This window comes from Clostridioides sp. ES-S-0123-01, from assembly GCF_020658415.1.
Classification (GTDB): domain Bacteria; phylum Bacillota; class Clostridia; order Peptostreptococcales; family Peptostreptococcaceae; genus Clostridioides.
In genome coordinates, this window is the sequence record NZ_JACVWD010000001.1 from 189,066 (window position 1) to 211,506 (window position 22,441).

At 29.2% G+C, this 22,441-nt stretch carries 18 protein-coding genes; all 18 read left to right on the top strand.

From position 1 onward, the window contains the following. The first annotated feature begins 27 nt into the window (after nucleotides 1-27). The 18 genes from IC175_RS00800 to IC175_RS00885 all read left to right on the top strand — a co-directional run bounded on the left by IC175_RS00800 (nucleotide 28) and on the right by IC175_RS00885 (nucleotide 22,435). Nucleotides 28-336, top strand: coding sequence for a hypothetical protein (locus tag IC175_RS00800; RefSeq protein WP_227434746.1), 309 nt, complete (start codon nucleotides 28-30; stop codon nucleotides 334-336). A gap of 282 nt (nucleotides 337-618) precedes the next feature. After that, the gene (locus tag IC175_RS00805) at nucleotides 619-1,119 is read left to right on the top strand and encodes a QueT transporter family protein (RefSeq protein WP_227850995.1); all 501 of its coding nucleotides are present in this window, start codon (nucleotides 619-621) and stop codon (nucleotides 1,117-1,119) included. 73 nt (nucleotides 1,120-1,192) lie between these two features. Further along, a complete protein-coding gene (locus IC175_RS00810) occupies nucleotides 1,193-2,170 on the top strand; it encodes a helix-turn-helix transcriptional regulator (RefSeq protein ID WP_227482571.1) in 978 nt (325 codons plus the stop codon). Nucleotides 2,171-2,219: 49 nt separating this feature from the next. Beyond that, entirely contained in the window at nucleotides 2,220-2,942 is a 723-nt protein-coding gene (locus IC175_RS00815; protein WP_227434743.1) for a cell division protein, read from the top strand. A gap of 27 nt (nucleotides 2,943-2,969) precedes the next feature. Next, nucleotides 2,970-4,904 carry an AAA family ATPase gene (locus IC175_RS00820; RefSeq protein WP_227434742.1) on the top strand — a complete coding sequence of 645 codons (1,935 nt, stop codon included), beginning with the start codon at nucleotides 2,970-2,972 and terminating at the stop codon, nucleotides 4,902-4,904. Continuing rightward, nucleotides 4,897-6,165 (top strand): McrC family protein, encoded by a 1,269-nt coding sequence (locus tag IC175_RS00825; RefSeq protein ID WP_227830596.1) that lies wholly within the window; start codon nucleotides 4,897-4,899, stop codon nucleotides 6,163-6,165. Before IC175_RS00820 ends, IC175_RS00825 begins: the two co-directional genes overlap by 8 nt. A 336-nt stretch (nucleotides 6,166-6,501) precedes the next feature. Further along, nucleotides 6,502-7,542, top strand: coding sequence for a sigma-54 interaction domain-containing protein (locus tag IC175_RS00830; RefSeq protein WP_227434740.1), 1,041 nt, complete (start codon nucleotides 6,502-6,504; stop codon nucleotides 7,540-7,542). Nucleotides 7,543-7,888: 346 nt separating this feature from the next. Beyond that, nucleotides 7,889-9,211, top strand: a complete 1,323-nt coding sequence (locus tag IC175_RS00835; protein WP_227851114.1) for a nucleobase:cation symporter-2 family protein — start codon at nucleotides 7,889-7,891, stop codon at nucleotides 9,209-9,211. 295 nt (nucleotides 9,212-9,506) lie between these two features. Then, nucleotides 9,507-10,868 (top strand): uracil-xanthine permease family protein, encoded by a 1,362-nt coding sequence (locus IC175_RS00840; protein WP_227434739.1) that lies wholly within the window; start codon nucleotides 9,507-9,509, stop codon nucleotides 10,866-10,868. A 72-nt stretch (nucleotides 10,869-10,940) separates the two neighbouring features. Then, nucleotides 10,941-12,335, top strand: a complete 1,395-nt coding sequence (locus IC175_RS00845) for an amidohydrolase family protein (protein WP_227434738.1) — start codon at nucleotides 10,941-10,943, stop codon at nucleotides 12,333-12,335. 61 nt (nucleotides 12,336-12,396) lie between these two features. Continuing rightward, nucleotides 12,397-12,867 carry a (2Fe-2S)-binding protein gene (locus tag IC175_RS00850; RefSeq protein ID WP_227434737.1) on the top strand — a complete coding sequence of 157 codons (471 nt, stop codon included), beginning with the start codon at nucleotides 12,397-12,399 and terminating at the stop codon, nucleotides 12,865-12,867. Between the two features lie 2 nt (nucleotides 12,868-12,869). Continuing rightward, on the top strand, nucleotides 12,870-15,086 hold the full coding sequence (locus tag IC175_RS00855) for a xanthine dehydrogenase family protein molybdopterin-binding subunit (protein ID WP_227823993.1): 2,217 nt from the start codon (nucleotides 12,870-12,872) through the stop codon (nucleotides 15,084-15,086). Between the two features lie 81 nt (nucleotides 15,087-15,167). Further along, nucleotides 15,168-15,839, top strand: coding sequence for a flavodoxin family protein (locus tag IC175_RS00860; RefSeq protein ID WP_227434735.1), 672 nt, complete (start codon nucleotides 15,168-15,170; stop codon nucleotides 15,837-15,839). A gap of 597 nt (nucleotides 15,840-16,436) precedes the next feature. Beyond that, nucleotides 16,437-17,651 carry a diaminopropionate ammonia-lyase gene (gene dpaL, locus IC175_RS00865; RefSeq protein ID WP_227434734.1) on the top strand — a complete coding sequence of 405 codons (1,215 nt, stop codon included), beginning with the start codon at nucleotides 16,437-16,439 and terminating at the stop codon, nucleotides 17,649-17,651. A gap of 137 nt (nucleotides 17,652-17,788) precedes the next feature. Further along, nucleotides 17,789-18,976, top strand: a complete 1,188-nt coding sequence (locus IC175_RS00870) for a YgeY family selenium metabolism-linked hydrolase (RefSeq protein WP_227482575.1) — start codon at nucleotides 17,789-17,791, stop codon at nucleotides 18,974-18,976. A 139-nt stretch (nucleotides 18,977-19,115) separates the two neighbouring features. Then, nucleotides 19,116-20,486 carry a dihydropyrimidinase gene (gene hydA, locus IC175_RS00875; protein ID WP_227850996.1) on the top strand — a complete coding sequence of 457 codons (1,371 nt, stop codon included), beginning with the start codon at nucleotides 19,116-19,118 and terminating at the stop codon, nucleotides 20,484-20,486. 17 nt (nucleotides 20,487-20,503) lie between these two features. Further along, on the top strand, nucleotides 20,504-21,910 hold the full coding sequence (locus IC175_RS00880) for an amidohydrolase family protein (RefSeq protein ID WP_227434961.1): 1,407 nt from the start codon (nucleotides 20,504-20,506) through the stop codon (nucleotides 21,908-21,910). A gap of 78 nt (nucleotides 21,911-21,988) precedes the next feature. Beyond that, on the top strand, nucleotides 21,989-22,435 hold the full coding sequence (locus IC175_RS00885; RefSeq protein ID WP_227434963.1) for a (2Fe-2S)-binding protein: 447 nt from the start codon (nucleotides 21,989-21,991) through the stop codon (nucleotides 22,433-22,435). Nucleotides 22,436-22,441: the final 6 nt, after the last annotated feature.

Sequence of the window (22,441 nt, forward strand, 5' to 3'; positions counted from 1 at the left end):
TATAAAATTAACTAAGGGGATGATGTTTTGGCTGGAAATCTAAATAATATGAGAGCAGTAAATAATTTTAGAGGAGATAATAACATTTTAGAATGTTTAGTCAGCTTTGAGGGTCGTTCAATAAGTCAGAGAAAAGCAAGGGTATTTTTTAAGGAAATGAAGAATCAAATAGAAATCGACTTCGTAGAAGAAGAAATTTCTAAACTTGTTGAAAATGTTGTTTTAAATACATCATATCAAGAAATGTTATATGATGAAATAGAGAAACAGCTGGAAATTGATTGTGTAGGAACTTGGATGATATTATCTAAATTAAAAGATGCTAGAGTTCATTGATTTTAAAATAAATTATTAGAGCCTAATTTTAAGGCTCTTTTTTAATGTTTTTAATTAAGATATAAACTTATTTTAATTTATATATATGATAATTATAACATATATTTAAAATCTAACTATTTAATTTTATATGTATTCTATTGTATAATATAAATTAGATTAATAAAATAGTTCGTTAAAATAATTTATTTATTTTAAATTATTGTTTAAGTTTATAAATTTTGTATAAAATAAAATTATATTATTAATTTTTAGCAATAAAATTTTCACTAGGAGAGATATATGAGAAGAAATAGTACCAATATAGCAGTAACAGCAGTTGTTACATCAATTTATGCAGTTTTAACTTTATCATTAGGATTTATAAGTTATGGACCAATACAATTTAGGATAGCCGAGATTATGATGCTTCTAGCATTTTTAGATAAGGGATATATAGTAGGTCTTACATTAGGTTGTTTTTTAGCCAATGTAATAGGTCCATATGGTGTACCTGATATAATTTTTGGAACATTTGCCACATTTGTAAGTGCAAGTTTAGTGTATATTACTAGAAAGTTAGGCGATCAAAATAAAAGCACATTAATTATAGCTTCTATATGGCCTACTATCATAAATGCAATTGTAGTTGGATTAATGTTAAATATATTTTTTGGACTTCCTCTAATATTATCGATGATACAAGTAGGTTTTGGAGAATTTGTAGTAGTAACCTTGGTAGGAGTACCATTCTTTTGTTTTTTAATGAAAAAATATAGAAATATCATTGATATTAAGTTTTAGAGTGCAGAAAGTTATTTTGTAGATTAAAAATTAGTGTGAATTAAGAATAGTATTATTATAAGGGGGATTTTATTTGTCAAAGATAAAGAGATTAACTGATGTTTGGACATATATTAATGATAGACAAAAGTTTACAATCAAAGAGTTGTCAGAGAAGTTTAATCTTTCAACTAAAACTATTCAACGATATTTAATAGAATTAAATGAAATGGGGCTTCCAATTAAAGCAGAAAAAGGTAGAAATGGAGGTTATAGGGTATTAAATAATAGCTATATACCTCCTGTTATATTTACAGAAAAAGAAGTTATGTCTATAGTTTTTGCATTTAAGTCACTACAAGTTTACAATTTTTCACACATAAAAAAAGAAATTGATTCTATAATTAAAAAAATAAATTATAATCGTGAAAGTAGTGCAAAAATAGGTATAAACAACATTGAAAAATATATTGAGTTTATAGCTAATTATAAAAATATTGATGCCAATATTGTGACTGAATTTTTCAGGTCTTCATCAAACTCTTGTGTTTTAAATATCAAATATAAATCTGGAAATCAGTTGCTGGAGAAAAAAATATGCCCAATAGGTATATATTTAAATGAAGGATTTTGGTTTTCACCAGTGTATGACTATGAAAGTGATAATATTATACTAATACGTATAGACAAAGTACTGGAAATTGAAAAAGTAGGAGAGTCTAAAAAAGCATGTATAAGTTTGAAAAGTTGGCTAGATTCAGTATATAGCAAGTTAAATGAAGAGATGGCAATTACTAAGAAAACTAGTGAAATTGTTCATTTGCATGTATTACTCACAAAAGAAGGTATTTCTAAAATAACTAGAAGTTTTTTAGATTTGGATATAGAATTAAATGAAAATGGAAGTGGAACAATTAGTAAATTTATAAAGTATGAAGAAATAGATTGGTGGATATCTACATTATTTTCAATAGGAAAAGATGCTAAAGTTATAGAACCAAAATTTATGAATAAATTACTTTATGATAGGGCTAAAGAGTTAAAATATTTTTATGAAGAAAATATGATATAATATTTAAAAATGTTAAAATTAAATAATTATTAAGGAGATATATATTATAATGGAAAGTTTTAATAAGAATGCTAAGATAATTGGTATTGGAGCTAAAGGTATTAATATAATAAATGAAATAGAAGAAAAAGTAAAAATAAATATGGATATAGAAAAAATTACTATGAATCAAGAGGTTGAAAAAGAATATGTTAGAAGTCTTTTAGATGGAGTTGACATATTATTTTTAGCATATTCAACTGAAGATAAACAAAGTCGAGAAGTTATAAAAGCTATTTCATACATGTCTAATGAAAGACGAATTTTATCTATAGGTATAAATTCTTCAGAAGAAGAAAATAAAGATGACTTAGGAATTAATAGAGAATTTAAAGTCAATGAAAATAGTATTTTAAAATTTGTTGATTTGATGAATGTTATGATAGAATCTATTTCAGACTCTTGTATGATAAATATAGATATAAGTGATTTAAAAGAAGCTATTATAAGTGATAAAGGGATTAAGTATTCTTTTGAAGAATTTGAAGATTCAAAACAGCACAGTGAAATAGTAGATATTTTATTTGAAAATATGGAACATTTTGGTGAAGAATTTATTGGGAAAAAAGGTATAGTTTTTGTTGAAGGAAATGATAAATTTTCACTAGTTGAATTAAATGATTTGATGAATAATATTCAAAGTAAGGTAGAAGAAGGCTATGAAATAATATTTTCTTTATACTTAAAAGAAAATTTAGATGGAAAGATTAAAGTGGGAATGTTATATAATTAATGTATTTTAGATATTAAGGAGAAGTATATGTCTGAAAATATAAATGTTACAGAGTATTGGCTAATGGAAGAATTTTTTTATCAAGAGACAGATACACCACAAATTTTTAAAGAAGAAAGCATAATTGCATTGGGATTTGATATAAAAATAAATTTAAAAAAAGTGCTTAATATGGGAAAAAAATCTGAAAAATACATTAATGAGAACTGTAATGACAAAGATTTTATAAAAAAATTTATTTCAGTTAAAAAAGGAGATTATTTTCTATATAAGGCATATCAAAATGTAGAAGAAAAAATTAAGTATAGTGTTCTTATTGGTATTGTTGAAGAAAGTTTTGAAAATGGTTATGAATTAAGTCATATCTTGGGTCATACATTACCTATAAAATGGATGTACACATTTGATACAGTTTTAAATTGTAAAATATATACGAGTGAGTTTTATAAATTAAATAATGAAGATATAAATACATATTTAGACATTATTAAATTGCAACATAATAAATCATTAAAAAAAAGAATAGAAGAAAATGACAATAATAAATGGTACCTAAAAAACTATTATTATATAGATGTAGATAAGTGTGTAGAGAATGAAGAACTGTTTATTCAACCCACTAATTTAGAACAATTAGAAAACTTGAAAAATATAAATACAGATGATTATATTCTAGTATATAATAGCGAAAAAGTAAGTTACGAAAATGACCATACAATGAAAAGCTTATTTGGTGTTTGTCAAGTTAAAGAGGGTTTTGATAAAGACAAAATAACTACTTCAGAAGGTGGATGTTTTTTACCTGTAGAATGGATAGAAAATGAAAAAGAGAATATTGATGGAAATGCATGGGTTATCTTTGAAAATAATAATTTAGTTGAAAAATATATAAAAAGATGTATTAATAAAATTCCATTAAATACCATACTTTATGGTCCACCAGGGACGGGTAAAACATATAATGCAAAACAAATAGTTTATAATTTAATAAATGAAACTAGTTTAAAAAATAATGATTGTACAAGTTATGTAGATTATAAAAATAATGTAGAATTTTGTACTTTTCATCAATCATATGGATATGAAGAGTTTATAGAAGGTCTCAAATCCGATGGTGAAGGTAATTTTAAGCCAGAAGATGGTATATTGAAGGAAATATCTATAGAAGCATGTTATGATGGGTTGAAACTTGAAAAGAAGCTAAATCTTGAGTTAGAAAAAGATACTTTAACTATAGAAGATGTAAAGGCAAGAAAAAAGATGTTGGTACTTGATAATATAAAAGATGTTGAGAACTTTAATTTTGAAGAATCAGAAAACTATGTTTTAATAATAGATGAAATCAATAGAGGAAATATATCTAAAATATTTGGGGAATTAATAACATTATTAGAAGATGATAAAAGACTTACTAAATCAAATCAAACTATCGTAAAACTACCATATTCAAAAGAAAGATTTTCTCTACCTCCAAATTTATATATAATTGGTACTATGAATACATCAGATAAATCCATAGCTCTTTTAGATATAGCTTTGAGAAGAAGATTTGCTTTTGAAGAAATTATGCCAGACTATGATTTATTGTCCGTTGTAGATGGAATAGATGTTAAAAATATGCTATATACAATTAATAAGAGAATAGAGTTTTTATATGATAGAGACCATGTTATTGGACAGGCCTACTTACTAAATGTAGAAAATATTGATGATATAGTGGCCGTATTTAGAAAAAAAATAATACCACTTCTTCAAGAATATTTCTATTATGACTCAGAAAAAGTAGGACTTATTTTAGGTGGTATAGGTAAAAATGAAAAGGACAAATATATTGTTTATAAGGAAGAAATCACAGCATCTAAATTATTTAAAAATAATAATTCATCAATAATGGAAAGTAAAGTTAATTATTGTATAAAACGAAATATATCTATTGAGGAGTTAAAAAATATATATGAGTAAAAATATATATGTAAAGGAAACTTATGAATGGATAAAAGTAGGTAATGGTGAAAATGAACTTACAGAAACTGAATATGAAAAATTACTTAAATATCTGGATAATAATAATGATGTGTTAAAGAGTAATATAATAGATATCAGATATAAAAAACTGAGATTCATAAATTATGTAGGTGTTATATATTTTGAAAATGTAATATTGGAGATACTTCCAAAGCTGTCATTAAGTAATGATATTGTAAAAGATAGAGAAATGCTATTACAAATGCTTTCTACATGTAATAAGATTCCAATTATAATAAACGAAAATATAAAATCAAGTTTAAAAAATTATAATCTCATGAATTTTTTTGTTATGTATTTTATTGAAAGTATGCAAATGCAAATTAAGAGAGGGATTTATTTTGAATATATAAATAAGATAGATAATTCGAATGTTGTAAAAGGCAAGATATTAATAAGTAAATATGCAAGAGAAAAAAATATATCTCCAATGAAAATAAAATGTGAATATGATGAGTATAGCGAAAATAATTTTTTGAATCAAGTTTTAAAAAAGGCATGTATATCTATATTATGTAGAGTAAATGACAATTTAATTCAAAATAAGATAAAAAAAATTTTGAGTTATTTTTATAATGTGGACTTAGTTTATATAAATAGAGAAGAACTATTGGATTACAAATTTTATAAAAATAATGATAGATTTAAAGATTGTTACTCATTGGCGAAACTTATACTTTTAAATTTATCGATGGATAACAGCGAAAATAATCAAGATGCATTTTCTATATTATTTGAAATAAACATTTTATATGAAGAATATATCGGAAACTTAATAAAAAATATATGGAATAATGAATTTAGAGAAACGTATATACAAGATAAAAGTAAATTTCTTTTAAAAAATGAGCAAACAGGAAAGAAAACTTTTAATTTAAGACCAGATATAGTTTTATATGATTCAAAATATGAATCTGAAATCATAATTGATACAAAATGGAAAGCTATTGAAGTGGATTCAAATATCTTCTATAGATCAAGTGATATATATCAGATGTATGCATATATAACATCTTATGAAAATGCAAAAAGATGTATATTATTATATCCTTGTATTAAAAAAGACAAAAATTACAGTTCATGGAGGTTATTGGAGTCGTTTAAAGGTAAATTTATAGAAGCAAAAACTGTAAGATTGGATAATATAAAAAACACCATATCTGATTTGAAAAAAATAATTTTTAATTATAAATTTTAAAAATAAGAATTATAAAAATAATAAAAATACATTGTATAAAGCAATAAACAATTTTATAGCATATAAGAACTATAAAAAAATAATAAATGAAAATTTTTGTAAACTATTTTAGATGTTAAACATGGCACTATAATTGCTTATTTAGCATAGAATGCTTGCAAAATAAAGAAAGTATACCTGCTAAATTGAAATTTAAGTAGGTATATTTTTTCTTAAGCTTCATTTGAAAATTAAAATATTATTGTAAAATTATAACTAAGCTTTTCTGTTATGATATAATTAAATAGATAATTTAAATGATGATTATATATAATACTTATTTGGAGTTGATATTTTATGGATAAACACAGTGATTCAGTAATGTATGGTGGAATGGAAGTATACAATATTTGGGGAACAACAACAGTAGACTCTATAATTGGGGAGTCTGATGTAATGCTTGCTCTTAAAAATAGAATTTGTAAAATTGGAAATAGTGATTCTACTGTAGCGATAACTGGAGAAAGTGGCACTGGAAAAGAGTTAATAGCAAGAGCCATTCATCTCGCAGGAAACAGAGGGAATAAAACATTCGTTGCTATAAACTGTGCTGCTATACCAGAGCCCTTGCTAGAAAGTGAACTTTTTGGGTATACAAAAGGAGCTTTTAGTGGGGCAGATTCAAAAGGCAAAATTGGTAAATTTGAATTAGCTAATGGAGGAGTTGTATTTCTAGATGAGATAGGGGATATGCCAATTCAATTACAATCAAAGCTTTTGAGAGTGTTACAGGAAAAGAAGTTTACAAGAATAGGTTCAAATGAACTAATTGATATAGATGTTAGAATTATATCAGCTACTAATAGAGATTTATTTGAGTTGGTTAAAGAAAATAAATTTAGAGAAGACTTATATTATAGATTAAATGTAATACCTCTAGAAGTACCTCCTCTTAGAGATAGAGGAGATGATATACAAATATTAATAAATAATTTTATAGATAAATATTCAAGGAAGATGAAGAAAAATGTATACCATATAGAGCCAGATGTAGAACATATGCTGCTTAAATATCCGTGGCCAGGAAATATAAGAGAATTAGAAAACACTATAGAATTGGCTTTAAATCTTCTTGAAGAAGATGGGATAATACATAAAGGTATAATAAATAGAAAGATAATTGAATATTTTAAGTTAAACAAAATAAATATAAAATTACTTGAGGAAAGTGACTATGAAATAAATATGGAACAAGATATACTTACCCTTGAAGAATTTGAGAGAGCATATATAAAAAAGGTATTAAAGTTTTATGGAAATGATACTAAATCTAAAAAGTTAGCTGCTAAAAAGCTTGGAATATCGCTAGCAACATTGTATAGAAAGATAGATGTATAGTAATTATTCTTTTAATTCTCAATTCTAAAATTTGAAATTATAAAATTGATAAAAATCACTTGAAAAACTATTTTCTAAGTGATTTTTTTTGTAATAAGATTTTATTATCCAAAAATAAAAAAAATTTGAAAGAATTTAAAAAAAGAAATGCTTTATCAAATTATTAAATACTAACAAATATAATAAAAATTATATATGTAAAACAATTTTGTTAAAATATTGGCATTATAATTGCTTCATATTAAATCAAGATGACAAAATAAAAAAGAAAGGATGTTGAATAATAACTGTCATTAAAAAATAGTTGGGAGTGATAACCTTGAGTAAATATCAAAAAAGTGTATCTATGTTTGATATTGATGGAAGGCCACCAATTTTAAAGTGTTTACCACTATCAATGCAGCATATACTAGCAATGATAGTTGGAACTGTCACAGTACCTATAGTTGTGGGAGGAGCTGTTGGTGCTAGTGCCACACAAATAACACTTTTAGTGCAATATGCATTAATAATAGCTGGAATATCGACACTTATACAACTATATCCAATAGTAAATATTGGTTCAAGATTGCCTATAATTTTTGGAGTCGGTTTTACTTATGTGCCAACACTCGTAGCAGTTGGAGGAAGTTATGGACTAGCGAGCATATTGGGAGCACAATTAATAGGGGGAGTGGCTACAGTATTAATAGGAATATTTATAAAAAAGATAAGAAAATTTTTCCCTAATATAGTTGCAGGAACAGTAGTTTTTACAATTGGATTATCTTTATATCCTATAGCAATAAATTATATGGCAGGTGGTGTAAATAGCCCTACTTATGGCTCTATACAAAATTGGGCAGTAGCAGCTATAACACTAGTGGTAGTTATAGGTCTTAGTCAATTTGCAAAAGGTTATGCAAAATTGGCAGCAATATTTTTGGGAATTATAGTTGGATATTGTGTATCTTTAGTTTTGGGCATAATAAATTTTGACCCTATTAGAGAGGCAACTTGGTTTGCTATACCTAAGCCACTTGAATTTGGACTTAAATTTGATATACCAGTAGTAATCTCTGTAGTAATTGTAAGTATAATCAATGCTGTTCAAGCAATTGGAGATTTGTCAGCTACTACAATGGGAGGTATGGATAGAAATATAACAGATAAAGAACTGTCAAGTGGAGTAATAGGAAGTGGAATTTGTACTATGATAGGTGCTTTGTTTGGAGGTTTACCACCATCATCATATAGTCAAAATGTAGGTATGGTAGCTATGAACAAAGTAATAAGCAGATTTGTACTTGGAATAGCTGGTATATTTATGTTATTATCGGGGTTTGTACCTAAGTTTGGTGCATTGATGACAACTATACCATATTCTGTTTTAGGAGGGGCTACAATATCTATATTCAGTATGATAACAATGACAGGTATAAAGTTAATTATTACAGAAGAATTGTCATCAAGGAATATTACTATTGTAGGTTTGGCAATAGCTTTAGGTATGGGAATAACATCAGTTCCGGCAGCACAGGAAGCATTTCCTCCATTTGTAAAGTTAGTATTTGGAGAATCTCCAATAGTAATTGCGACATTGGTTGCATTTGTTTTAAATCTAATAATACCAAATAAAAGTCTAGAAGATGAAGCTAAAGAAAGAGCTGTTATGGAAAAGGCTAATTAAAAAATGATAATTTAAAAGGGTTGTTTAAATTATTTTATTATGAGATTGTTAGATTACTTCAGATAGCTATTCATTTTAATAAGAAATTTAATAAAGAGTATACATCAGACATTTAATGTTTAGTCAAAAAGAAAATCGGGGAGGGTATATTTGCACGTTTGTTAAATTTTTATAAAAATAGCTCAGTTTAGCTGTGGTTATCGGTTGAGCAATAAATTCATGGTCATAAAAATATTTATAGAAAATAATTATAAAATATTTAGTCAAGATATTTATGTATGGGAGGATTTATTTTATGAAAACACGTAATACTTCAAAATATGATGTGGATGGGATACCACCACTAAAGGAATCGGTACCTTTAGCTTTACAACATTTGTTAGCAATGATAGTAGGAAATATGGTGCCTGCAATATTAATAGCAAACGTGGTAGGACTTAACCAGGGGCAAGCGACGATGTTGATTCAAGGCTCTATGTTAGCAGCAGGTTTGGCAACGTTTTTACAATTATATCCAATACCTTTATTTAAAGGATTTAAATTAGGTTCAAGATTACCTGTAATGATGGGAATGAGTTATGTATTTTTAGGGGCCTGTCTTTCTGTAGCAGCTAAAGACGGTTTAGCAGCTCTATTTGGAGCACAAATTGCTGCTGGGGTAATCGTATTCTTTGTAGGATTTGCAGTTAAGAAAATTAGACATATATTCACTTCTATAGTTTCTGGAACTATAATAGCATGTATGGGACTTGGATTATTTGCAACAGCTATAAAGAATTTAGCAGGAGGAGAAGGTGCACAAACATTTGGAAGTCCAATAAATTTTATAGTAGGAGTTATAGTTGCTTTTGTAATAATAATGATAAATAAGTATGGTAAAGGCTTAGTTAAAAACTCTTCAATATTAATTGGAATATTAGTAGGATATGCTATATCTTTAGTTTTAGGATTAGTTGATTTTTCTGCAGTTAAAGGTGCAGCTATAGTATCTTTGCCAACACCAGCAGCTTTTGGATTGGAATTTAGACCAGAGTTAATAGTAATGTTTACTATTATTTACATAATAGGTATAGCTGATATGATGGGTGCGTGTACAATAGCAACAATAGGTGCAATGGACAGAGAGGTAACTGATGAAGAGTTATCATCAGTTGTTTTAGGAAACTCTGTAACTTCTATAATTTCATCACTATTTGCAGCTCTTCCAACTGGAGTATTCAGCCAAAACACAGTAATTGTATCTATGAATAAAGTTACAAGTAGATTTGTAATAGCATTAGGAGCACTTGTATTATTGCTAGCAGGAATATCTCCAGCATTAGGAGCAATAATGACAACTATACCATCTTGTGTTGTTGGTGGAGCAACTTTAGTAGTATTTTCATCAATAGCAATGTCTGGTTTTTCTATTATGAGTATGGATGGTTTTACTGAAGAAAATAATCTTATAGCAGGAGTATCTATAGCAACAAGCATGGGTCTTACAACTGCTCCACAAGTTTTAGACCAATTTCCAGCAACAATTGGAACTGTCCTAGGAGGCTCAAGTATAGTTTCTGGAGCAATAATAGCTATATTACTTCAAACACTATTTAAACTAAAAGGAAGTAAGAAAGCTGAAAACGTTACTTCAAATCTTGAGGAAAATATTGGATAAATGTATTAGATATGATATGAGAAAGCTATGTGATAAAATGTTGTAATGAAAGTATTAAAAGGGGGATTTAAGATGATTGATATACTAATAAAAAATGCAATAGTTGTTACAGTTAATAAAAATAGAGAAGTTATATTTGATGGAGCAATAGCTATTCAAGGTGACAGAATCTTAGATATAGGAAATACAGATGATGTTGAGGTGAAGTATACTGATGTTAAAAAGGTTATAGATGCTAAAGGAAAAGTGATATTCCCTGGATTTATAAACACTCATAATCATCTATTCCAAGTATTATTAAAAGGTCTAGGAGACGACATGGCACTTCATGAATGGTTAAACACAATGATGTTTCCATCAGCAAAGTTCTTGACAGAACAAGATACCTATGATGCTGCAATGCTTGGATGTATGGAAGGTTTAAAAAGTGGTATAACTACAATGGTTGATTATATGCATACACATAATAGACCAGGACTTACAGATGGAATAGTAAAAGCATATAAAGATTTAGGTATAAGAGGAGTAGTTGGTAGGGGCTGTATAGATTTAGGTATTCATAAAGAGCTTATAGAAGACGTGGAAACGGTTGAAAAGGATTTGAGAAGAGTATTTGAAAAATATCATAATTCAGAAAATGGAAGAATAAAAATTTGTGTAGCACCTTCTTCAATGTGGGCTATATCTGAAGAAATGGGTAAAATGCTTTGGAATATAGTCAAAGAGTATGATTCATACTTCACAGTTCATATTTCTGAAACTGAATTTGCAAGAACAGCAACAAAAGATATACATGGGGAAATAGATATAAAATTACTTGAAAAATGGGGAATAGTAGGTCCAGAGGTTGTAGCAGTGCATTGTGTATGTATAACTGATGAGGACATGGAAATGCTTAAAAAGTATGATATAAAAGTTTCTCATAATGTTGCAAGTAATATGTATCTTGCTTCTGGTGTTGCACCTGTTCCAGAAATGTTAAAGAAGGGTATAAATGTAAGCTTAGGTCTTGATGGTGCAGCAAGTAACAATGCACAAGATATGGTAGAACTTATGAAATTAACAGCTTTACAACATAAGGTAAACAATTGTGACCCTCTTGCAATTTCTGCAGAAAAAGTCCTTGAAATGGCTACAATTGAGGGAGCAAGAACTCTTAGAATGGAAGATGAAATAGGTTCTTTAGAGGTTGGAAAAAAAGCTGATTTAGTAATATTTAACTCAATGCTTTCTCCAAAATCAATACCTCTTCACAATCCTGTATCAACTTTGGTATACTCAGCTAGTATGCACAATGTAGAAAGTGTCTTAGTTGATGGAAATATAATACTTGAAAATGGTAGAGTTACTACAATTGAAAGTGAAGAACAAGTCTTATTGAATGCTCAACATGCAGCAGAAGAATTATGTAAGAGAGCTAATGTAACTAATAGAATGGAAGGGCATAAGTGGAATAGCTTATACTAGTATAAAAACAAACTTGTAATAATATTCTATTACAACATTAGTTTATCTGTAGGAGGAGAAAATGGAAAAAATAAAATTAAATATTAATGATTACATGTATGAAGTAGAAGTTGAAAAGAATGAAACTCTTTTGCATGTACTTCGTGAAAAATTAAATCTAACTGGAGCGAAACAAGGTTGTAATAGTGGCAGTTGTGGAGCATGTAAAGTTTTGATAGATGGAGTAGATATAAAATCTTGTAAACTTCTTGCAAGGAACTGTGAAGATAAAGTTATATACACTATAGAAAGTTTTGCTAATGGAGAAAATCTTCATCCAATACAAGAAGCTTTTATAGAAGTTGGAGCTGTACAATGTGGATATTGCACTCCTGGCATGATTATAACTACACAAGCTCTTTTAAATAGAAATTCATCTCCTAGTGAAGATGAGATTAGAGAGGCTTTTAAAGAAAATCTCTGCAGATGCACAGGATATATAAAAATTATAGAAGCTGTAAAATTATCTGCAGCTAGATTAGGAGGTAGATAGTTATGGAAAAAGTCATAGGAAAATCATACCCTCTAAAAGATGCAGCTTTAAAAGTTACTGGTCAAATGAAGTATGTAGCAGACATGAAACCGCAAAATGCACTTCATGCTAAAATGCTTTTAAGCCCAGTAGCACATGCAAAAATAAAAAGTATAGATACAAGTGAAGCCGAGAAAATCGTTGGAGTTAGAGCCATAGCTACACATCTCAATACATCACAGAGAAAATATAATGGTTCTTTACGATTTTATGAACATAATATACCTGAAAATGAAGTTATTTTTTCAGATACAGTTAGATTTGTAGGTGACCGTGTAGCAGCAGTTGCAGCAGAAACACCAGAAATAGCAGAAAAAGCTGTAAAACTTATAAAAGTAGAATATGAAGAATTACCAGCTATATTTACTATACAAGATGCAATAAAAGAAGATGCTATATGTATACACGGAGATTCAAACATGGTTTCTCAAAATAATATAAATGGTGGAGATGTAGAAAAAGGTTTTAAAGAATGTGACTACATCTTTGAAGACGAATACTCTACTCCTGCTATACATCATAGTGCAATAGAAACTCACAGCGTAATTGCACATTATGATTATAATGATAAATTGATTGTACATACACCTTGCCAAAATACATTTGGTTTTAGAATAATATTATCTCAAATTTTTGGGATGTCATTAAATAAGATAAGAGTTATAAGACCTGCTATTGGAGGTTCATTTGGTGGGAAATTAGAAATGACAATTGAGCCAGTAGCAGCAGCATTGTCAAAAATGACGAGAAGACCAGTCAAAATGGTTCTTACAAGAAAAGAGTCTATGATATCAACAAGAACTCGTCATGGGTCTTTTGTAAAACTAAAAACTGGTGTAAATAAAGATGGAGAAGTAATAGCACAGGAGATAAAAATATACACAAATACAGGTGCATATGCATCAAGTGCTTTAAATGTTATAGGAGCACTTAGCCATAAAGTGTTTAAAGTCTATAAAATACCAAATATAAAATTTACTGGAATACCAGTATATACAAATACACCAATAGCAGGTGCCATGAGAGGTTATGGTTCACCTCAAATATTTATGGCTCAACAAGCTCAATTTGCAAAAATAGCTAAGAAAATAGGTATGGATTTAGTAGATTTTCAAAATAAGAATGCTGTAGAGCCAGATGATGTTGATATAATCTTCCACGGTTCTCTTGGCAATCCTAGAGTTCTTGATTGTATTGAACAAGGTAAAAAAATGTTTAAATGGGATGAGAAGAAAGCTCTTCCAAAAGAAGAAGGAAATTATTTAAGAGGTATAGGTATGGCAATAGGTGCACATGGTAATGGAGTTTTTGGTGCACATAGAGATGTTGTCACATTGACTCTTAAATTAAACGAAGATGGTACACTAACACTACTTACGGGAGCACATGATATGGGTAATGGTGTTGTAACTATGCAAACAATGATGGTAGCTGAAGTTTTGGGAATAACTCCTGATAAAGTTGATACTTTTGAAACTGATACTGATGCATGTACATTTAATCTTGGAGATTATGCAAGTAGAGGTGTATTTGTAGAAGGTGGAGGAGCTAAAAAGACAGCAGAAAAATTAAAGACTTTAATACTGGAAGAAGCAGAAAAATTACTCGAAATTTCAAAAGAAGAGCTATATCTAGAGAATGGATATGTAATCAGTAAACTTGATGAAAATATTAAAGCATCATTATCTGATGTTGCAGTATATAGTCAAAGTAAGTCTTTGAGAGAATTGACAGTTGTTGAAGATTACTCTTCTCCAGCAGGTATTACTTCTTATGGTGTACATTTTGCTGAAGTTTTAGTAGATAAAGAAACTAAAGATGTAAAAGTAGTTGATTTTGTAGCTGTACATGATGTTGGTAGAGTTATAAATCCTCTAAATTTAGAAGGTCAATTAGAAGGCGGAATTCATATGGGGTTAGGTTATGCGTTAAGTGAAGAGCTAGCCTTTGATGAGCAAGGAAGACCTAAAGCTACTGATTTTAAAAATTATAAATTATTTAGAACTGTCGATATGCCAAAGTGTCAAGTTGCATTTGTAAATAGTTATGAAAAAGCTGGACCTTTTGGTGGCAAGAGTATTGGTGAATGTGCAGTTGTACCAGTTGCACCTGCTGTAGCAAATGCAGTATATGATGCAACTAATGTAGAGATACATTCATTGCCAATAAAATTAAAATAATAATACTTAAACTTAAAATGAAACTTTATTAAAGTTATAGAAAGTAATAAAAATAGATTTATTTGATGAGGAGATATTGTTATGGCAAAGATATTAGGTATTTGTGGAAGTCCACGTAAAGGAGCAACAGAATATGCAGTATTAGAAGCTTTGAAAGAAGCTGAAACTATACCTGGTATAGAGACTGAGTATTGGTCAGTTAGAGGGAAAAAAATAAGTCCTTGTGTGCATTGTGATGCATGTATAAGAAAAGAGACTATGTGTATCATAAAAGATGACATACAAGAATTAGAGCAAAAAATATTAGAAGCAGATGGAATTATAGTGGGTTCTCCAGTGTATGATATGAATATAACTGCTCAACTTACAGCAGTATTTAATAGACTTCGTCCTATGTATTTAGTTCATCCAGGAAAACTTCAAAATAAAGTTGGAGCAGCTATAACTACTGGTGGAACTAGATATGGTGGTCAAGAATTAACAAAACTTCCTATAATAAATTTCTTCTTAATGCATGAAATGTTAGTATCTGGAGGATTAGGAGGATGCTATATAGGCGGTACAATATGGAGTAAAGATGGAAAAGCAAAAGGGGCTCAAGAAGACGAAACAGGTATGGACACAGTAAAAAGACTTGGAAAAGGTGCTGCAGAAGCAGTTATGGTTTCTAAGTTTGGTCTTGAAAAATGGAATCTTGTAAAAGAAGAATTAGATGTTAAAAAAGATGAAAAATCACCTCTTAGAGACCATTAAAAAGCAATTACTTCTTCAAAAAAAATAAAGACATATGGATATGTGAGATATAAAGTTGACACTCTAAGGGAAAAGGAAATATAGCATTTTACTTTAATCTGACAGATGATAATTACAAATCTGCGATTATTTATGTGAATGCCAAAAGTAGTTTTGTTTGTTTCACACTTTATCACAAAATTCCATAACTGAAAACTAAGTTGATACAGTTACAAACTTATATACATACGAGTTGAATTTTTACTATTCTCTCAATAAAAAATAGTGATGTAATAAAATATTACATCACTATTTTATGTCTTTTATTAAATATTTTATAGATTTATATGTCAAAAAATACATAAGGAATACGTTTTAAGTATTAATTTTTAAATTTTAAAAATGAGAATTAAAAAGTGAGAAGATGAAAAAGGTTTTTTTATTATCAAATTCTATATACATTAGATAACATAATAGATAAAAGTAAAAAAAGTTGAAAGTATTGCAAATTCTATGCTAAATAGCCACAGAAAAATATTTGATATATATTAAGTGTTGGCATGTTAATTGCTAATATATAGAGTATAAAAATTTAACAATAATTTGGAGGTATTTTAGATGCTAAAAGAAATTAAATGGAAAGTAAACAATCTGCCAAAGGGCGATAAAGAAAATTGTATCAAATTTTTAAATGAAGAAGAAATAACTAAGGTTAGAAACTTCCATAAAAGCTTTCCTCAATATAAAGAAACTCCATTAGCAAACCTAGAAGGTTTAGCAAAAAAATTAGGTGTTGCAGGAGTATATGTTAAGGATGAATCTTACAGATTTGGATTAAATGCATTTAAAGTTTTGGGTGGTTCTTACTCTATGGGTAAATACTTAGCTCAAAGATTAGATACAGATATATCAGAGTTAGGATATGAAAAATTAACTTCAGATGAAATAAAAGAAAAATTAGGAGAAATAACTTTCTTTACAGCTACAGATGGAAATCATGGTAGAGGAGTTGCTTGGACAGCTAATAAATTAGGTCAAAAATCTGTTGTATTAATGCCAAAAGGTTCTTCTGAATTTAGATTAAATAAAATCAAGGGAGAAGGTGCAGATGCTAGTATAACAGACTTAAATTATGATGATGCAGTAAGATTAGCTAATGATTATGCAGAAGCTGATGACCATGGAGTAATGGTTCAAGATACAGCATGGGATGGATATGAAGAAATACCAGCATGGATAATGCAAGGATATGGAACTATGGCTCAAGAAGCTATAGAACAATTAAAAGAATATGGAGTAGATAGACCAACACATGTATTTGTGCAAGCAGGAGTTGGTTCGCTTGCTGGTGCAGTTCAAGGATATGTTGCTTCAATATATGATGAATGCCCAATAACAGTAGTAGTAGAAGCTGATGAGGCAGATTGTTACTATAAATCAGCAGAAGCAGGAGATGGAAAACCAAGATTTGTAGGTGGAGATATGCCAACTATAATGGCAGGTCTTGCTTGTGGAGAACCAAATACTATAGGATTTGAAGTATTAAAAAATCATGCAGCAGCATTCGTTTCAGCACCAGACTGGGTTTCTGCTAAAGGTATGAGAACATTGGGGAATCCTTTAAATGGTGATGAAAAAGTAATCTCTGGAGAGTCTGGAGCGGTTACAACTGGTCTTTTAATAGCAGCTATGGAAAGAGAAGATTTAGCTGACTTAAGAAGAGATTTAAAGTTAGATGAAAATTCAAGAGTACTTTTAATAAGTACAGAAGGAGATACTGACCCTGATAAATACAGAAGTATAGTTTGGGATGGAGAGTATCCAAGCATATAGATAATTATTAAAATATTATCTTTATCAAATAATCATTTACATATTAAAAAGATTATAAGTTCTAAAATTTAGAAATTATATAAATTATAAAGGCTTAAATTAAAATATACATTTATAAAATCTAGGGGGATAACGAAATGCTAAACGAACAAAGAAAACAAGAAGTAACTGAGATATGTCAAAAACTAATCCAAAATCCTAGTTCTTCTGGAAATGAAGAAGGGGTTGTAAAAGCAATAGAAGAATCTTTTGAAAAATTAGGCTTTGATAGCTGGTCAAGAGATAGATATGGAAATATAGTAGGATGCATAAAGGGAAATAGACCAGGTAAAAAAATATTATTTGATGGTCATATAGATACAGTTCCAGTTCCAGATGCAAGTAAATGGAGTGTTCCTCCTTTTGAAGGAAAAATAGTAGATGGAAAGATATATGGTAGAGGAACTTCTGATATGAAAGGTCAGTATACTGCAATGATGTCTGCTGTAGCGTATTTTGCTAAAGATACTAATAAAGACTTTGCTGGTGAATTATATGTAGCAGGAGTTGTTCATGAAGAAATATTTGAAGGAGTTTCAGCTAGAGAAATAAGTAAAGCTGTTAAACCTGATTATGTTGTAATCGGAGAATCTTCAGAACTAAACTTAAAGATTGGTCAAAGAGGTAGAGGAGAAATAGTTGTAGAAACTTTTGGTAAACCAGCTCACTCTGCTAACCCAGAAAAAGGTGTAAATGCAGTTTATAAAATGGCTAATGTAATTCAAAGAATACAACAATTAGTACCTCCAACTCATCCAGTTTTAGGTGATGGAATATTAGTTTTAACAGATATAAAATCTTCTCCATATCCAGGTGCATCAGTGGTGCCAGATTATTGTAAAGCTACTTTTGATAGAAGATTATTAGTTGGAGAAACAAGAGAAGGAGTATTAGCTCCAATACAAGCATTATTAGATGAAATGATGAAAGAAGACTCAGAATTAAATGCAAAAGTTTCTTATGCATCTGAAAAAGCTGACTGTTATACAGGAAATACTATAGAAAGTGAAAGATTCTTCCCAGGTTGGTTATATGATGAAGATGATGAATTTGTTCAAGCAGCATATAAGGGATTAAAAGAAGCTGGAATAGATTCAGAAATAACTCAATATTCATTCTGTACAAATGGAAGTCACTATGCAGGTGAAGCTGGAATAAAAACAATAGGATTTGGTCCTTCTAAAGAAAATCTTGCTCATACAATAGATGAGTACATAGAACAAGAACAATTATTTATAGGAACAGAAGGTTACTATGGAATATTAAAATCTGTATATGGAAAATAATATTTAGTTCACAATAAATTATTTAAATATAGTCTAGAGGTGCTAAATTTAGCACCTTTGGCAAACATAAATTTATGTAAACAATATAAAATTAAAATTCTAAAAGAATCTACTAGAGCTTAAAAGTTAGGAGGTATATATGGGAACAATACTAAGAGGTGGAACTATAATTACCTCTGATAAAACTTATATAAGTGATTTAAGAATAGAAGATGAAAAGATAACTGAAATAGGAAATGATTTAGAAATAAATAATGATAAAGTAATTGATGCTACAGGGAGACTTATAATTCCTGGAGGTATAGATACACATACTCACTTTGATATGAATGCAGGCTCTATAACTACTGCTGATAATTTTAAAACAGGAACAAGAGCGGCTATAGCTGGAGGAACTACCACTATACTAGACTTTGCAGAATCAAGTGAAGGAGAAAATCTAATACAAGGTGTAGAAACATATCATAAAAAAGCAAGTGGAAATTGTTATTGTGATTATGGATTTCACATGACAATCACATGCTTAGATAAAGATACATTTACGCACATGGAAAAGCTTATTTCAGATGGAATAGTATCCTTTAAAATGTATATGGCATATGAAGGTATGAAAGTAGATGATGGAACAATATACAAAGTACTAAAGGAAGCTAAAAGCCTAGGTTGTATAGTTGAATTTCATTGTGAGAATGGAGATTTATTGGATGCATTAATAGAAGAACATTTACAAAATGGAGATTTAGAACCTAAATATCATCCACTTACAAGACCAAACATAGTTGAGAAAGAGGCTGTTTCAAGACTTGCTGATATAACTGAATTGTCAAACTCAAAATCATATGTAGTTCACCTAAGTTGTAAAGAGTCACTAGAAAGTATAAAGATAGCTAGACAAAAAAATGTAGATATGATAGTAGAAACATGTCCGCAATATCTATTATTAGAAGATAGTTTATATAATAAGGATGAATTTGAGGCAGCTAAATATGTAATGTCTCCTCCACTTAGAAAAAAAGAAGATATAGATTTTCTTTGGAAAGGTTTGTCTGAGGGCGATATTCAGACCGTAGGTACAGACCATTGTTCATTTAATTTTAAAGGTCAAAAAGATTTAGGAATTGATAATTTTAGTAAAATACCAAATGGAGCACCAGGTGTTGAACATAGATTATCTCTTTTATATACATATGGGGTTTTGGAAAATAGAATAAGTGTAAATAAATTTGTAGAAGTTACTTCCACAAATGCTGCTAAAATATTTGGGATGTATCCTAAAAAAGGTGAAATAGCTGTAGGAAGTGATGCAGATATAGTGATTTTAAATATAGATAAAGAAGAAATAATCAGTTATAAGAATCAAAAACAAAATGTAGATTATACTCCATATGAAGGAGTTAAAGTCAGATGTAAAGTTGAAGATGTTTTTTTAAGAGGAAAGCATGTAGTACAAAGTTGTAATATCATGGAGCAACCAGCAGGTCAATATATTAAAAGAAAAATTACTAAATAATGCAGGGGGAAATAAGAATGATGGATATACTTATTAAGAATGCCATAATAGTAACTGTAAACAAAGAGAGAGAAGTTATTTTTGATGGGGCATTAGTAGTAAAAGATAACAAGATTGCAGATATTGGGAATTCTAAAGAAATAGAAAGTAAGTACACTGATGTTAAAAAGGTAATAAATGCTAAGGGCAAAGTCCTATTCCCAGGTTTTATAAATACACATAATCATTTATTCCAAACTTTATTAAAAGGATTAGGAGATGATATGGTACTTAAAGATTGGCTAGAAACTATGACATTTCCAGCAGCCAATTATTTAGAGCCAAAGGACACTTATGATGCTGCAATGCTTGGCTGTGTGGAAGGTCTTAGAAGTGGTATAACAACAATGGTTGACTATATGTACCCTCACAGTAAACAAGGTCTTTGTGATGGAATAATAGATGCTTATAAAGAATTAGGAATAAGAGGAATACTTGGAAGAGGTTGTATGAACACAGGTGCTCAATTTGGAGTTCATCCTGGAATAATGCAAGATGTAGAAACGGTTGAAAAAGATGTAAGAAGATTGTTTGAAAAACACCACAATACAGAGAATGGAAGAATCAAAATAGGAGTAGCTCCAGCAGCAATATGGTCAAATTCTCAAGAAATGCTTGAGATGCTTTGGAGAGTAGTAAAAGAATATGATGATGCTTTATTTACAGTACATATATCAGAAACTCCTTTTGATAGAGAAGCAGCAAAAGAATTGCATGGGCAATATGACATAGATGTTTTAAAGAAATTGGGAATACTTGGACCAAATGTACTTATGGTACATTGTGTATATTTAACTGAAGAGGATATGGAACTTACTAAAAAATATGACATGAAGGTGTCTCACAACACAGCAAGTAATATGTATTTATCTTCAGGAGTTGCACCAGTACCAGAAATGCTTAAAAAAGGAATAACAGTTAGTTTAGGCGTAGATGGAGCTGCTAGCAATAACTCTCAAGATATGCTTGAACTTATGAAATTAACAGCACTTCAACATAAAGTTAATAAATGTGACCCATTAGCAATGTCAGCAGAAAAAGTTCTTGAACTAGCGACTATAGATGGAGCAAGAGCTATTGGAATGGAAGATGAGATAGGTTCACTAGAAATTGGTAAAAAAGCAGATTTACTAATATTTAATCCAATGCTTTCACCAAAAGCAATACCTATGCATAATCCAGTGTCTACATTAGTATATTCTTCTAGCATGAAAAATATAGAGAGTGTTATAGTGGATGGAAATATAATAATGGAAGATTCAAAAATATTAACAACTGATGAAGAAAAAGTATTAAAAGATGCTCAAGATACAGCTGAGAGACTTTGTGTAAGAGGGACTATAAAGAATAGAATGGAAGGCCATAAGTGGAATAGTCTTTATTAATAAATACAATATTATTCTTAAATAAATTAAATATAGTATAGACTTTGGCTTAAAAATATGAGTTTTGAGGTGATTTATTTGATTATCAAATGTACCATAAATAATAAAGAAAAAGAATTGAATGTAAGACCAGATGATTTTTTAGCAGATACATTAAGGGAAAATGGATATGTAAGTGTTAAAAAAGGATGTGATACTGGCTCATGTGGTCTATGTACAGTAATGGTAAATAACAAAGCTGTGCTGTCTTGTAATTATCTTACTGCTAGAGTAGAGGGACAACACATTACAACACTTGAAGGCGTAGTAGATGAAGCTAAGAAATTTGGGGATTTTCTTGCGGATGAAGGCGCTGACCAATGTGGATTTTGTGCTCCTGGATTTATAATGATGGTTTTAGCAATGAAAAGAGAACTTCAAAATCCAACAGAAGAAGAAGTTATAGATTATGTAAATGGAAATCTTTGTAGATGTACAGGATATAAAGGTCAACTAAGAGCAATACATAAATATTTGAACACTTAAATTTTT

Coding starts and splice junctions, on each gene's coding strand:
- IC175_RS00835 (WP_227851114.1), top strand. CDS start 7,889: ATGTTTGATATTGATGGAAGGCCACCAATTTTAAAGTGTTTACCACTA.
- IC175_RS00880 (WP_227434961.1), top strand. CDS start 20,504: ATGATGGATATACTTATTAAGAATGCCATAATAGTAACTGTAAACAAA.
- IC175_RS00845 (WP_227434738.1), top strand. CDS start 10,941: ATGATTGATATACTAATAAAAAATGCAATAGTTGTTACAGTTAATAAA.
- hydA (WP_227850996.1), top strand. CDS start 19,116: ATGGGAACAATACTAAGAGGTGGAACTATAATTACCTCTGATAAAACT.
- IC175_RS00825 (WP_227830596.1), top strand. CDS start 4,897: ATGAGTAAAAATATATATGTAAAGGAAACTTATGAATGGATAAAAGTA.
- IC175_RS00860 (WP_227434735.1), top strand. CDS start 15,168: ATGGCAAAGATATTAGGTATTTGTGGAAGTCCACGTAAAGGAGCAACA.
- IC175_RS00815 (WP_227434743.1), top strand. CDS start 2,220: ATGGAAAGTTTTAATAAGAATGCTAAGATAATTGGTATTGGAGCTAAA.
- IC175_RS00870 (WP_227482575.1), top strand. CDS start 17,789: ATGCTAAACGAACAAAGAAAACAAGAAGTAACTGAGATATGTCAAAAA.
- dpaL (WP_227434734.1), top strand. CDS start 16,437: ATGCTAAAAGAAATTAAATGGAAAGTAAACAATCTGCCAAAGGGCGAT.
- IC175_RS00830 (WP_227434740.1), top strand. CDS start 6,502: ATGGATAAACACAGTGATTCAGTAATGTATGGTGGAATGGAAGTATAC.
- IC175_RS00820 (WP_227434742.1), top strand. CDS start 2,970: ATGTCTGAAAATATAAATGTTACAGAGTATTGGCTAATGGAAGAATTT.
- IC175_RS00840 (WP_227434739.1), top strand. CDS start 9,507: ATGAAAACACGTAATACTTCAAAATATGATGTGGATGGGATACCACCA.
- IC175_RS00855 (WP_227823993.1), top strand. CDS start 12,870: ATGGAAAAAGTCATAGGAAAATCATACCCTCTAAAAGATGCAGCTTTA.
- IC175_RS00805 (WP_227850995.1), top strand. CDS start 619: ATGAGAAGAAATAGTACCAATATAGCAGTAACAGCAGTTGTTACATCA.
- IC175_RS00850 (WP_227434737.1), top strand. CDS start 12,397: ATGGAAAAAATAAAATTAAATATTAATGATTACATGTATGAAGTAGAA.